The sequence below is a fragment of the Bacillus sp. S10(2024) genome, from assembly GCF_050473865.1.
Classification (GTDB): domain Bacteria; phylum Bacillota; class Bacilli; order Bacillales; family Bacillaceae_G; genus Bacillus_A.
In genome coordinates, this window is sequence record NZ_JBFLUR010000002.1 from 2,440,014 (window position 1) to 2,452,652 (window position 12,639).

The 12,639-nt window shown below is 34.7% G+C and carries 15 protein-coding genes and 2 pseudogenes; 8 read left to right on the top strand and 9 right to left on the bottom strand.

Translation table 11 applies throughout. The features are described 5' to 3' along the window. Positions 1 to 86: 86 nt before the first annotated feature. The 3 genes from AB1280_RS12435 to AB1280_RS12445 are packed head-to-tail and all read right to left on the bottom strand — an operon-like array spanning position 87 to position 2,776. Positions 87 to 803, bottom strand: coding sequence for an EcsC family protein (locus AB1280_RS12435; RefSeq protein ID WP_429755987.1), 717 nt, complete (start codon positions 801 to 803; stop codon positions 87 to 89). Positions 804 to 819: 16 nt separating this feature from the next. After that, positions 820 to 2,037 carry an ABC transporter permease gene (locus tag AB1280_RS12440; RefSeq protein WP_429755988.1) on the bottom strand — a complete coding sequence of 406 codons (1,218 nt, stop codon included), beginning with the start codon at positions 2,035 to 2,037 and terminating at the stop codon, positions 820 to 822. After that, entirely contained in the window at positions 2,030 to 2,776 is a 747-nt protein-coding gene (locus AB1280_RS12445) for an ABC transporter ATP-binding protein (protein WP_429755989.1), read from the bottom strand. Before AB1280_RS12445 ends, AB1280_RS12440 begins: the two co-directional genes overlap by 8 nt. Positions 2,777 to 3,328: 552 nt before the next feature. Here AB1280_RS12445 and AB1280_RS12450 point away from each other — a divergent pair. After that, positions 3,329 to 3,763 carry an HIT family protein gene (locus AB1280_RS12450; RefSeq protein ID WP_429755990.1) on the top strand — a complete coding sequence of 145 codons (435 nt, stop codon included), beginning with the start codon at positions 3,329 to 3,331 and terminating at the stop codon, positions 3,761 to 3,763. A gap of 14 nt (positions 3,764 to 3,777) precedes the next feature. On the opposite strand, the gene AB1280_RS12455 is transcribed toward AB1280_RS12450, so the two are convergent. Then, the gene (locus AB1280_RS12455) at positions 3,778 to 3,969 is read right to left on the bottom strand and encodes a hypothetical protein (RefSeq protein WP_429755991.1); all 192 of its coding nucleotides are present in this window, start codon (positions 3,967 to 3,969) and stop codon (positions 3,778 to 3,780) included. A 113-nt stretch (positions 3,970 to 4,082) separates the two neighbouring features. Here AB1280_RS12455 and AB1280_RS12460 point away from each other — a divergent pair, with 113 nt between their 5' ends. Then, positions 4,083 to 4,445: a YtxH domain-containing protein gene (locus tag AB1280_RS12460; RefSeq protein ID WP_272187118.1), complete on the top strand. Its 363-nt coding sequence runs from the start codon at positions 4,083 to 4,085 to the stop codon at positions 4,443 to 4,445. Between the two features lie 298 nt (positions 4,446 to 4,743). Next, positions 4,744 to 5,304 (top strand): HTH-type transcriptional regulator Hpr, encoded by a 561-nt coding sequence (locus AB1280_RS12465; RefSeq protein ID WP_272187117.1) that lies wholly within the window; start codon positions 4,744 to 4,746, stop codon positions 5,302 to 5,304. 4 nt (positions 5,305 to 5,308) lie between these two features. On the opposite strand, the gene AB1280_RS12470 is transcribed toward AB1280_RS12465, so the two are convergent. Next, the gene (locus AB1280_RS12470; RefSeq protein WP_272187116.1) at positions 5,309 to 5,644 is read right to left on the bottom strand and encodes a DUF1878 family protein; all 336 of its coding nucleotides are present in this window, start codon (positions 5,642 to 5,644) and stop codon (positions 5,309 to 5,311) included. A 114-nt stretch (positions 5,645 to 5,758) separates the two neighbouring features. Between AB1280_RS12470 and AB1280_RS12475 the strand changes: the two genes are divergently transcribed. Beyond that, on the top strand, positions 5,759 to 5,944 hold the full coding sequence (locus AB1280_RS12475) for a hypothetical protein (RefSeq protein WP_272187115.1): 186 nt from the start codon (positions 5,759 to 5,761) through the stop codon (positions 5,942 to 5,944). A 31-nt stretch (positions 5,945 to 5,975) separates the two neighbouring features. Here the strand turns inward: AB1280_RS12475 and AB1280_RS12480 are convergent. Then, positions 5,976 to 6,047, bottom strand: a pseudogene (locus AB1280_RS12480) (YjcZ family sporulation protein); the annotation flags it as partial. A gap of 244 nt (positions 6,048 to 6,291) precedes the next feature. Here AB1280_RS12480 and prsA point away from each other — a divergent pair. Further along, positions 6,292 to 7,140 (top strand): peptidylprolyl isomerase PrsA, encoded by an 849-nt coding sequence (gene prsA, locus AB1280_RS12485; protein WP_272187114.1) that lies wholly within the window; start codon positions 6,292 to 6,294, stop codon positions 7,138 to 7,140. A 191-nt stretch (positions 7,141 to 7,331) separates the two neighbouring features. Next, on the top strand, positions 7,332 to 7,961 hold the full coding sequence (locus tag AB1280_RS12490) for a formylglycine-generating enzyme family protein (protein WP_272187461.1): 630 nt from the start codon (positions 7,332 to 7,334) through the stop codon (positions 7,959 to 7,961). Between the two features lie 100 nt (positions 7,962 to 8,061). Here AB1280_RS12490 and AB1280_RS12495 read toward each other — a convergent pair. Further along, positions 8,062 to 8,270 (bottom strand): annotated as a pseudogene (locus AB1280_RS12495) (aminoglycoside phosphotransferase family protein); the annotation flags it as partial. A gap of 150 nt (positions 8,271 to 8,420) precedes the next feature. On the opposite strand from AB1280_RS12495, the gene AB1280_RS12500 reads away from it, so the two are divergent. Beyond that, positions 8,421 to 8,618, top strand: coding sequence for a DUF3955 domain-containing protein (locus AB1280_RS12500; protein WP_429755992.1), 198 nt, complete (start codon positions 8,421 to 8,423; stop codon positions 8,616 to 8,618). 35 nt (positions 8,619 to 8,653) lie between these two features. On the opposite strand, the gene AB1280_RS12505 is transcribed toward AB1280_RS12500, so the two are convergent. Together AB1280_RS12505 and AB1280_RS12510 are read right to left on the bottom strand one after the other, a co-directional pair. Then, on the bottom strand, positions 8,654 to 9,958 hold the full coding sequence (locus tag AB1280_RS12505) for a TcaA 3rd/4th domain-containing protein (RefSeq protein WP_429755993.1): 1,305 nt from the start codon (positions 9,956 to 9,958) through the stop codon (positions 8,654 to 8,656). A gap of 148 nt (positions 9,959 to 10,106) precedes the next feature. After that, entirely contained in the window at positions 10,107 to 10,943 is an 837-nt protein-coding gene (locus AB1280_RS12510; RefSeq protein ID WP_429755994.1) for a GNAT family N-acetyltransferase, read from the bottom strand. Positions 10,944 to 11,292: 349 nt separating this feature from the next. Here AB1280_RS12510 and AB1280_RS12515 point away from each other — a divergent pair, with 349 nt between their 5' ends. Then, positions 11,293 to 12,534, top strand: coding sequence for a DUF5068 domain-containing protein (locus AB1280_RS12515; protein WP_429755995.1), 1,242 nt, complete (start codon positions 11,293 to 11,295; stop codon positions 12,532 to 12,534). Positions 12,535 to 12,639: the final 105 nt, after the last annotated feature.

A 12,639-nucleotide genomic window follows, 5' to 3' on the forward strand; every position in this document is an offset into this window, starting at 1 on the left:
AACTATCTTTAAAACGATTCGACTTTATTTCAACTATATATTAACAAGAATATTCATAAACATAGCATATTTGTAAGAACTTCGTATCACATCATACCTTCCCGCTGCAATAATCGTAGCCGATAGCAATTCATCGTCACTTCACCTAGCCGCTGCAGAAGTTGATAGTTTGCATACGCTCCCACTGGTGCACCGATGACAGGTACGAGCTGTAGCATTTTGGCTAGGTCAATATAGTCGCGGTATTCTTGTTGGAATTTCTCCCAGTCGATATGATTTTCTTTATTTGTATCCCACGTCTCAATGGCTTTCCATATTTCTTTCCGGTGATTATCACTTGAGAACGCAAGCTGAAATACGTGAAGGATAAATAACCGCTCTTCTTGTTTACTCGTATCATAGCCGTACAATGTTGCCGCATCAAATAAAAATTTAATTTTAATGCTGAGCAGCAACGGGAAATCAGCAAGCCCGAGTAAGAAGCCTCCTGCTCCTGTCCCGGCTCCTTCTGCGGCTGCAACCTTTTTATACTCATCGATCTTCTTTAATACTTCTTCATCTTTTCTTTGCAGTGACCAATCGGTTTCTTTCAGCCTCGGTTTGATGAAATTCGAACCAATACTAATGCCTTGCACCAACGTTTTAATTGTTTCTGTAAGTATCTTTTGCACTTTTTCTGGAATAAGCTGCTGCATTTTCGTTTGAACTGTTTTAGAGAAACGTGTCATTGCAGAAGAATTTTTAATCATTTTTCTTTTCCACTGCTGTAATTCTAAGATGACCTTTTGTTCATATTCAGTCATTCTTTTCTCCCTTTCCCTATATACGGTCTAATTTTTTTAAACGCTTCGCCCCGTATTGATAGACAAACAAGGCACTAAATAACATATTCATAAGAAAAACAAGTCCCGTCATCATAATATCTTTCGTTGCAAACGCAAAGAGTACAGCGAAAATGACACCGCCTACGCACAGCAACGTACATAATAACGTCAGAAAATCCTTCATTTTCACTTCTTCTGAAATCGGATATAACTCGAGCCATAATTTCAAACGATGATGCTTCCATAAACTTAACAGCTGATAACCGATTAAATATAAAAATACGACACCGACAAGAAGGCGGACATAGAGAAACGGCGCAAAGTATAAAATCAAACCGCCAATTGCCAGTAAGCGGACATACAATCCAAAATAATTTCCTGAGCGTAAAAACGTGCGCAAGAATAAGAATAAGTAGGTTCTTTTATCTGATACAAATTGAAGAATAAAATCAAGCCATTTGCGACGAGCTACCCGTTCTTTTAATGCCGGTACATCAACAAACATATTGGCAATGCGGTATAGCAGCATCATTTTCTTGCCTTCTTCAGCAATTAAATATTCCCAGTTTAGCGGTTTTCCTTTTACTTTCTGCTGCAAAAACACAAGATAAATGGCCATTGCAAAGACGATCGCTCCTATATACAAAGCAGCAGCGCGTTCGACAAGGAAATACACAAAGAAAAAGTTCAGTACAAAACGGATAAGCCAGTCAGTGGGATGAATGCGGTCATCCGTCATATAAGACTTCTCCCACGTTACAAATAAATTCCATCCTTTACTTAGCACAATCGCAAGTACAATAATTATGTATGTTTGTCCTGATTGTTTCATCTGCTGGAAATAGAGCGGAGCAAGCGCCGCACTTACCATCGCCACAATATACAGTTGGATGATAAACGTAAATTGAAATGCTTTTACGAAATATGCTTTTAATTTTTCTTCTACTGGAAGTAAATATACAAGATCCGCTTCTTTTAATAACGTTTGAATCGATCCTGCGGTTAATACAAGTCCGAGCAGCACCGCCATCACAACTGCCGCCGGAAATGCAGGTGTTAATGTTTGCAGCCATTGCTGATAATAATACGCACCAGCACCGATGATAAACACAAAAATAAATTTCAAATGATCATTAAATACATATTTACTGTATGTACGCGTTTCCTTTAAAAAATAACGAAATCTTTCTTTCCATAGCCCTTTACTATTCATCTGCATCTTCTTCCTTCGTTAGTGCAATGTAAATATCATCAAGCGTTGCCCCTGGCATATGAAACTCGCTTTGCAGCTGCTTGAGAGTGCCCTGTGCCCGGATTTCACCTTGATGCAAAATAATAAAGGAATCACAATAACGCTCTGCTGTTGCTAAAATATGCGTACTCATTAAAATGCCTGCACCGCTTTTTTTCATTTGATCCATCATTTGTAGCAATGATTGAATCGCTAACGGATCTAGTCCAACAAATGGTTCATCCACAATATATAAAGGTGGCTCAACTAAGAACGCACTCATAATCATTACTTTTTGTTTCATCCCTTTTGAAAAATGAGACGGAAACCACTTCAAACGATTTTTCATGCGAAATTCTTTTAACAGCTTGTCTACGCGCTTATCATATTCTTTCTCGTCAATGCCATACGCCATTGCCGTTAATTTTAAATGTTCTTCTAACGTTAGCTCTTCATAGAGCACAGGTGTTTCTGGAATAAATGAGAAACTAGAGCGGTATGCTGTCATATCGTCTTTCAATGTCTTACCGTTAATCGTAATATGACCTTGCTTCGGCTCCATTAGTCCGATAATATGTTTGATTGTTGTACTTTTTCCTGCACCGTTTAAACCGATTAAACCGACAAGCTCTCCTTTCTTAACAGAGAATGAAATATTTTGTAATACAGGCCGCTTCGTATATCCGCCTGTGACATTTTCCACGCGTAATAATTGTTCCATATGACACCACTTTCTTCATTTATGTATATGTAATCATCTTACCAAAAAAATAAAGTTCCTACATAGTACAGATCTACGATAAAAAGAAAAAATTTCCTCTGCATATCTTTTAGAAAAGGGGACATGATAATTAGTGAGGAAGGAACACATTGAAAAAGCAACCATAAACGTGATGAACACAGCCTAGCGAAATCATCATGAAATGGGGTGTCTATAATGGACAAAGGTAATTTACACGGAGTCATATAAGTTGTTTCATTTTAGAAACGGGGTGTCTCGAGGAGAGTAGATACTGTTTTATAAAATAAACAATTCATTTCCGAAGGATTGCAACATCATTTCATTATAAATGGGGTGTCAACGGCAGAATATATGTCGAGTTACCGCGCATTTCCTAAATAAATGAGGTGTCTCCTAAAGGTAGATTAAACGAAAACGCTTTTTCAAACCTTCTTCAGAAGGCAGGAAGCTTACCCGCTTCCTGCTTTTCGTGTTTTTTCTCTTATGTAATTATGTTAAAATACGGCTAAGACAACTGAAAGGATGAGGAATATGAATCATACAGCAGATAATTGCATTTTTTGTAAAATTATTGAGGGACAAATTCCTTGCGCAAAAGTATATGAAGATGAACATGTACTCGCTTTTCTTGATATTAGCCAAGTTACAAAAGGGCATACACTCGTAATTCCAAAAATACATAAACAAGACGTATTCGCATTAACACCAGAAATTGCTGCACACATTTTCTCTGTCGTTCCCAAAATTTCGAATGCGATTAAAGCTGAATATAATCCAGTTGGTTTTAACTTATTAAATAATAACGGCGAAAAAGCAGGACAAACTGTCTTTCACTTCCATCTTCATTTAATCCCACGCTACGATGAAAAAGACGGTTTCGGTGCTGTATGGAAATCTCACCAAAGTGATTACACAATGGAAGAGTTACAAAATATTGCAAACACAATTGCAACTAGTGTAAAGTAACCCTTTTATCAGAACTATTGTAGTATGTACAATAAGATTGTACATGCCATACACACCCCACCAATGAACGCAAATCTAACAAATTGCTGCTTTACTAAAAGGATTGGCGGGTACGATCTTTTCTGTTTTAAAATAAAAAATAATTGCATTGCTCGTACAAGAAAGAAAAGACTGACAATAAAACAAACGTTTGTAATCAATTTCACTTTTCTCCCCCCTTGTCTTATGCATATGCACAGTTTTACACATCATGAGTATAACAATACTGTGAAACTTCTATCTGTGATTTTGAGTTTCACAAATTAAGGAGGCCCTTTTCATGTCAAAATCTAAATCCTTTCTAACTGGCGTTATTTGCGGCGGAGCTGTTGCTGGACTTGCTGTACTCTTTTCCACTCCTTCATCTGGAAAAGATATGCGAGGTAAGTTAAAAGAAAAAGGAAATGATATAAAGAAAACATTGGCTGATATTACAGCTGATACAAAATTATTAAAACGACAAATTGTTGAAACAGCTTCTGAAGGAAAAGAAGTCATTCAAGAATTAAAAGATGATATGCACGAAACATTCTCAACATGGAGACAAGATATTTCGCAAAATAAGCGCCATATTGAACTAGAAATTGAAAACATTCAAAAATCAATTGAAAAGTTACAACAAGCGGTTCCTGATAAAGCGTAATTTTTCGTATATAACAAATCGTTTTGATTCTTACCGTCTCTTATACGGCACATGACATACATGTGTCGTATTTTTTATACAATGATCCTCCTCTCCTCTCTACGTCCAAATTAGAATAAAATTCCGTCAATCTTTGTCTCATCCGACAAGGAAAAGCTTTTATAACTACTCGAATTTTGTATAGTTTTGTCATTTTAACGAAAAATTTTCACAATTCTAACAAAAACACTTTATTAATTTTTATTTTACTGGCATAATAGATAGTAATGAATAAGAATTGTATAAAGTAGGTGAATCGATGAAAAACAGTGAAAAAAGTTATTCGATAAAAGAAGCAATGATTTTCAGCCAACGCATGGCTCAATTATCAAAAGCATTATGGAAATGCGTAGAAAAAGATTGGCAACAGTGGATTAAACCATACGATTTAAATATTAATGAACATCATATTTTATGGATTGCGTACCACTTAAAAGGGGCTTCTATTTCAGAAATTGCAAAGTTCGGTGTCATGCACGTATCCACGGCTTTTAACTTCTCTAAAAAACTAGAAGAACGCGGTCTACTTATATTTTCAAAGAAAGAAGATGACAAACGAAACACGTATATTGAAATTACCGAAAAGGGCGAAGAATTGCTGTTGCAATTAATGGAGGAATATGACCCGGAAAGTAATTCTGTCTTTAACGGTGCATTAGCTCTTCGCAATTTCTACGGTAAGTTCCCAGAAAACATCGAATTAATTGCCATTTTACGTAATGTTTATGGGCAAGACTTTATCGACATTTTCGAGAAATCACTGGATAATATCGAGGAGAGTTTTATAGAGCACGATGAAAAGCTTGTTAAAAAATGCTAATTTATTATCTTTTCGCTATCATACGTAAAAATTCTTGCATCAACGGTTGAAACAACCCTTGACGTTCGAGCGCTTCTGCCGCCTCTTTTCCTTCGAGGCTCTGCGGAAGCGCTCTTTCAAATTTATGTAACAGCTCATCAAATAAAAGCAAACCTTCTTGCTTTTCCATTATGTATTGCTCATTCATTTGTTCACAAAGAACTAATAAACGTTCTACGTCACGTTTCATCACTTTCTTCTTTATGATTAAAGAATAAAATGGACACTTTTCTTCATCTATCATATTAAAAAGAAGCGATACATAATATTCTGCTTGTTCTAAGCGTTTCACAACGTCCATTTTCTTCCCTCTCTTTCTAATCCAAGTCCTCTATTTCAGAATTTTATAACACGAACAAATTATCGTATGATACAATAGGGTTATATGTATTTTCGCCAAAGGAGGACTCTCCTCATGACAATTATATTTATTGCTTTTGCACTTATCGTTCTAACTTACACAAACCTTATGACACACACACTGTGTCAACAAAAACAAATATCTGATCGACGTCAAACGAGTGTCTTTCGGTTCATTAACGTATGTATTACCATTCTATTAATTTCTAGTTATATAGAAATTATATTTCATGCAAAGTGAGGAAGGAAACCCCTTCCTCACTTTTTTTCCTCTATAAACAAATTATACCTACTATTACTAATAAAATAAACAACACAAGCCACAAAATTAATTGTTGATTCATTATAATTTCAACCTCCTCATTTCTCTATGTATGCGTGTAAGCCCAGAATGGTGACATGACTGAATCTGACAATCCTCACCAGCAAATGGGTAATTTTTCTTTATCAATAGGAAAACAGAGCAAAATATGTTATATTAATTTTTGTACATATTGCTTATACTATAAAGTGAAACTTCCATTAGTAGGGGCTTACTGCCCGTTCATACGGGATTTAAAAATACATAATAGTAGGAGTGTTTATTTCATGAAGAAAGCAATGCTTGCCCTAGCTGTAACAAGTGTATTCACATTATCAGCATGTGGCACTTCTGACAAAGTTGTAACATCAAAAGCTGGGGACGTAACAAAAGATGAGTTCTACAATGCAATGAAACAACAAGGCGGTAAAAACGTCTTACGTAACCTAGTAATGCAAAAAGTATTTATTAAAAACTACCCTGTAAAAGATGATGCCGTTAATAAACGATTTGACGAATACAAAAAGCAAGCCGGCGATCAATTTGCTACTTACTTAAAACAAAGTGGTATGACTGAAAAAGACGTTAAAGAACTTGTTCGCGGTGAGCTTGCAATGAAAGAAGCTGTGTCAAAAAGCATCACAGATAAAGAAATAAAAGACAATTACAAACCTGAAGTTAAAGCAAGCCACATTCTTGTAAAAGATGAAGAAACTGCGAAAAAAGTAAAAGCTGAACTAGCACAAGGCAAATCTTTTGAAGACTTAGCAAAACAATACTCTCAAGATCCAGGTTCAAAAGATAAAGGCGGCGACTTAGGATACTTCAAACCAGGTAGCATGGTAAAAGAATTTGAAGATGCTGCATATAAATTGAAAAAAGACGAAATCAGTGATCCTGTAAAAACACAATACGGTTACCACATCATTAAAGTAACTGATATTAAAGAATTAACACCATTCGATAAAGCAAAAGATAGCATTAAAAATGATCTTGTTGATAAGAAAATGCAAGATGCTCAATTTATGAACGATCTTGTTACAAAAGAAATGAAAAAAGCTGATGTGAAAATCGAAGATAAAGACTTAAAAGATGTTTTCGAAACTCCAAAAGCAGACAAAGAAGCGAAGAAATAATGGAAAGCCCGGCAATTGCCGGGCTTTTTTGTTTTAGGATAGAATATAAAGCTAACAGGCATTCATCTGCAAAAAACAGCGTAAGTTTTATATTGCTTTAACCCTCTTAAATGAGGTAAAATTTGTAAAACAACGTTTGTTAGGAGGTCAGCAGAGTGTCAAATAAAACAAAGAGTTCTATTGACTATCCTATGGTAAAAATTCCAGGGGGCAAAGTAGAATTAAGAGACGACAGAATAAAAAGCAAATGGAAAGCTGACATAAAACCGTTTCTTCTTGCTCAGTATCCTGTAACTATAGGTCTATACTGTGCACCTCATTCTTTTAATGGAGATCTAAAACCAGTTGTAAATATTTCTTGGCACGATACAATTTCCTTTTGTAACCTCCTTTCACAAAAGGCTGGACTGAAAGAGTGCTATTCTATAAGTAATGATGGTGAAAACATTATTTGTGATTGGGAAGCGGACGGCTACCGGCTTCCTACAGAAGCAGAGTGGCAATATGCATGTAAAGCAGGGACTACTGGTTATAGATATGGAGAGCTTGATCAAATTTCCTGGTATGATGAAAATTCAGGAGGCAGGGTCCATGAAGTAGGAAAAAAGGAACCAAATGCATGGGGCCTGTATGATATGTTAGGGAATGTTTGGGAATGGTGCTGGGATTTATATGATGAACAAGTATACGGCTCCTATCGCATTTTCCGAGGTGGCAGCTGGGCTGAAGAGGCCAGAGGTTGCGGTGCTTCGTGTCGTCGTCGTAGCCATCCAACTTTTCGCATAGATGACCTTGGATTTCGTCTTGCCCGGTCTTTATAATTCTACAAATATGCTAATTTCCGAGCTTTTCTAGCTCAGTTAAGGTTCAATAATACTGATTATATGAACGGAAAGTTTCTTCAGTTCTTCTGAAGAAACTTTCGTGTATAGAAAACTCATCGCGCAATCGTTCAAGCACCGTATACTCACGTTCAAGTTTTGCTTTAGAATAGGGAATTTTGATATAAACCGTACGATGATCCATTAGCTTAATTTTATATACCGCCGAACGAAAAGACACTGCGGAACATCCTCAATTTCCAATACATTCAAATTAAATCTTTCAATTACTTGTTGTAACTTACCCATTCATTTGAAAACTGCATATATCACTTTTCCCTCTTACAAATCTGTAAGCCTTTTGTCACCTATATGAATAGTGCTAACTATATGACAGTACTATAATTACAACTATAAAGCAGTTATTTATAAAAAAACGCCTACACATGGAGGTTGAATATGAAAAAATATACTTTAGCTTCACTACCATTTATTTTAGGAATTGGATGTATCGTTGGTTTTAATACTGCCGGATCTACAGTCGCTCCGGATGGTAAACTTGTAGAACCATTTTATTTACTACCAATGGGTTATTCGTTAATTGCTATCGGTATCGTTAGTCTTTCTGTAAGTAAAATGAAGCGAGTTAAGAGATAGACTAAAAAAAGAGCTTTCGGCAAGCTCTTTTTAGTTTATTGAACGTTTGTAATGATATATTTTCCTTCTTCATTCTTATCGATTTCCCCTGCAAAAGTTAAATCGATATGAACCTCATTCATTTTCCACGCTTTTTGATCTGTATCATATAATGCTGTAATTTGAACATTTGAGAGTTGATCTTTTTCAGGAGAATACTTGCCAGCTGAAAGGTGGTATTTTGCTACCCCTTCCATTTTTAAAATAGGGTAGCCTTTCTCATTTGATACAATCTTTACTACTTCTTTATTTAAATATGATTTTACAAGGGTTCCTTTCCAAGGCTCAAAGAGTGTATGACGAGCTGCTGAAGCAAAAGATTCTGCTTGTTTATTTTTATACTTTTCAGTTATTGTAGTGAAGGGTTCAATACTTTGTTTTATGCTCGCATCCCCATATTCTTTCAAAAACGTATGAAAAAATTGATTAACTTTGTCTTCATCCACTTTAAACATATACTTTTCTACCGTCCATAGAGAAGTTTTTGGTTTATCATTAATTTTAGAAATTCCATCTTTCACCCAAGGAAAATTTGCTTTTAATTGTATTTCTTTTTCATCTTTCTCATTAATTGGACCAAATTTTTTTGATTCCTCATCACCAACTTTAATACCTGTAGGTTTTCCTTTAAACATAATTTCTGAACCTATAAATTCTTTCGATAAGTCTAACTCGTTTCCTTTCAAATTAAGTGACACATCTTTTACTGGATCGTCTCCTCCTACATGTATAGTTGTTTTATCTGTTACAGTCGTCCATTTATATTTCTTTACTCCTATTAGCTCGTAATTCCCAGGTAAAAAGGCTTTATCAAAAACAGAAGGTTTAATTTTCTCTCCATTCAAAGATAAAGAAACATCTTTATCTATATTTTTTAAATTAATTTTCACTTTTGCTGGTCTAACAACATAATTATCAAAAAATAACCAACTTTTTCCCTCTTTTACTATTGTATATGGTAATACGCCTTTAGTTCGTACCTCTAATGCTTGAGGAGCTACATTAGTCTTTTCTATATCCATAGCATCTACCATTATTGGATACATTTGCTTATACTTACTTGATTCTTTTAAAAATGATTTTACGCCATCTTTGGCAAATGGAGAAGATTGTGCATCCTTCGGTAAAATTGATAAGAAAACATCAACATCTTGTTTTTCAAAAGCTTGTTGTACCTTTTCTCGAACATCATCTTTAGAATGCCGGAGTAATAGTCCAGTTATAATGAATCCTATAATACAAAGTAAAACAATACCTGTTGCCAATACACCTTTTCTACTTTTTAAATAAGAAACTTCCACGACCCCTGTCCCCTTTCCTAATTTTTACAAATATATTATAAGGTAGTTTAGAAGTTTTAAAAAGTATTAAAAATTAAATTTTCAGATAAAATAACTTTTTATAGTTAATAAGGTTATTAAACTACAAAATGATGGTTGTTCGTATGTATCAGTACTCCATAAATTTCCTATACACATGCATAACTTGAACCGTTTCAAACCCTAACAATCGATACAGATTCTCCGCCTTACTATTCCCTTCTATATAACAAAGTTGAACGGAAGTAGCCCCTTTACTTAATGCTTTATTTATCCCAAATTGCGTAATTTTTTTACCATATCCCTTCCCTTGATATGCCGGTGAAACCATAATATGATCTAAATATCCATCTTGGGCGGTAACAGCTCCTACAAGTTGTTCATTATGTAACGTTACATATATCGGCTTATTCGATAACGCCTTTTTGTCTTGTTCACTTAGCGGGATTACATAAGGCCTAAAATCATTTTTCACAGCTATGTCGTAAAAACATTCTGCCCTGCACTCGGCATATTGTTTGTAAAATTTATCTTCATACGGAATGAATTCGATATCTACATCTGGTTGAACTCCGCCCGTATAACACATACTTGGTGATCCAAACCATTTTTTATACCCTAATCTTTCGTAAAAAGAAGCTGGATTTTCTATATCTACTCTTACTTCTGTAACGAAAACACTCGGATTTTCGCTTTCTACAATCTTATAAATTTCTTGATGAAGTAACGTACCGATTCCTTTTCTTCTTTCTCTTGGATTTACATAAACTTGGACATCCCACTCTCTTTTCTCTTCATTTCTTATAATCACAAAAGCGAAGCCCTTTACTCCTAATTCATCCCACACTAAAAAGTGTTTCGTTTCCTTAAAAATATTCATCATGTTATCCAAATCAGCATCTATTACTTCCAGACTACTTATTTTTATAAGCTGCTCTAAATCTTCAAACTGACATTCCCTTATCATATGAAATTCTCCTCAAATTGAAATTTTGTCTTATTCCCTAACATGAAAATATTCTCTAAAATACGTTAAATTCCTACAAAGGGCACGAAGTTCGATAGTTTTAATAACGGTTACTTAAAATCTGTTAGGATTTTAGGTGGGGATCGTTCAATTCAAAGCGATAGTAAACTATAGCATAAAGTGCACTTCCCAACATACACATTTACCCATTAAAATGGAACAATATACTAAAAAAGGTGGCGCATGGAAAAATTTTTTTCTATAATGAAACGTAGAGATAATAGAGGATAACGAATCATTCTATTATCCATATTAAGTGTTTGACATGGAACAAATAGGGGGAAATGAAATGTCGAAAAAGTTAATTTCTTTATTTTCTGTCGTGATGGTTGCAGCTTTTATGATAACTGGCTGCGGTCAAAGTGATAAGGCAAATAAAGAACAAAAAGAAAGTAAGACAGAAAAAACAGATACAACAAAAGAAAAAAAATCAGAAAATACGAAAGCTAGTTCAAATGATTACTCAAAACTTATCTCTTATATGGAGAAAGAAACACAAGGTAAAACAAAAGTTCTTTATGAAAACAAAGAATCGCAAGTACATAAATTGCAAGATGTTTCAGTATCGCTTGATAACTATACATTAGTTGAATTGAATGATTTTCATACCGATTTTGACATTCCTTTTAATAGGCAGACAAATGGCGGAGTTATTCTTGCACACTATACCGTAAAGAATAGTTCAAATAAAGATGCTTATTATATGCCAACTTTAAACATAACATTTACAGGCGCTAAAAAGGATTACAGTAATTATAAAGATTTAATTCCAAAAGAAGAACAATTATCTGAAAAATTGTCTCCAAAGAATAATTATTTAGTAGAAGCAGGAAAAAGCGTTTCTGGTTATGTTGCTTATCCATTCAGTAAAGATGATTTAGCAAAAATTTTGGAGCTATCAACGGTATCAGCAATGGTTCCTGAAGCGCAAGCTAATAAAGGAAAATTTGATGCTCCAATCGGAAGTCCGGGGAAATTTGCGTTAAGTTTAAATAAGCAAGGTTCTGAAAAGGTTTCAGCAGATAAAACTTTTTATAAAGATAAAACAACTGTTGATAACATGGGCGAGAAGAAAATGCTAAAAGAGCAATCAAACATTAATAAAAGTGAACAACTAGGTGATACAAATGTTACGCTAGATGGATACCAATTCACTAAATTCACGCCAAATTCCGTTGAAGCTCCTCGATTTGAAAACTTTAAAAATGGCATTGTTTTATTGACAGTTCAATTTAAACTTGATCACAAAGGATCTGAAGATATCGGGTTATCTTCATTAAATTCTACACTAAGAGTGAATGATGGCGCACAGTATACGCTCAGCCAAAGTATGTTGCTGAATTACAAGCATAATGATTTGATCAAAGCCGGAACAGCTGGCGAGTTATTACAAGTTTACATCTTAGATCAGGAGCAGTATGAAAAGATTTGGAAAGACAAAAACTTTGAAATCGAAATAGGACCTATGAGAAATAAAGAAGTAAAAGACATTTCAAAAGGGCACAAAGTGAAATTCACATTACCGAAATAAGACAGTAAGAAAAGCCTGGATGAGGTTGTTTCCTCACCCAGGCTTTTGAATTTTTTATTCCGCATTAAGGCATAAGCATCATTAGCATAGTTAGCTAGAAAAACT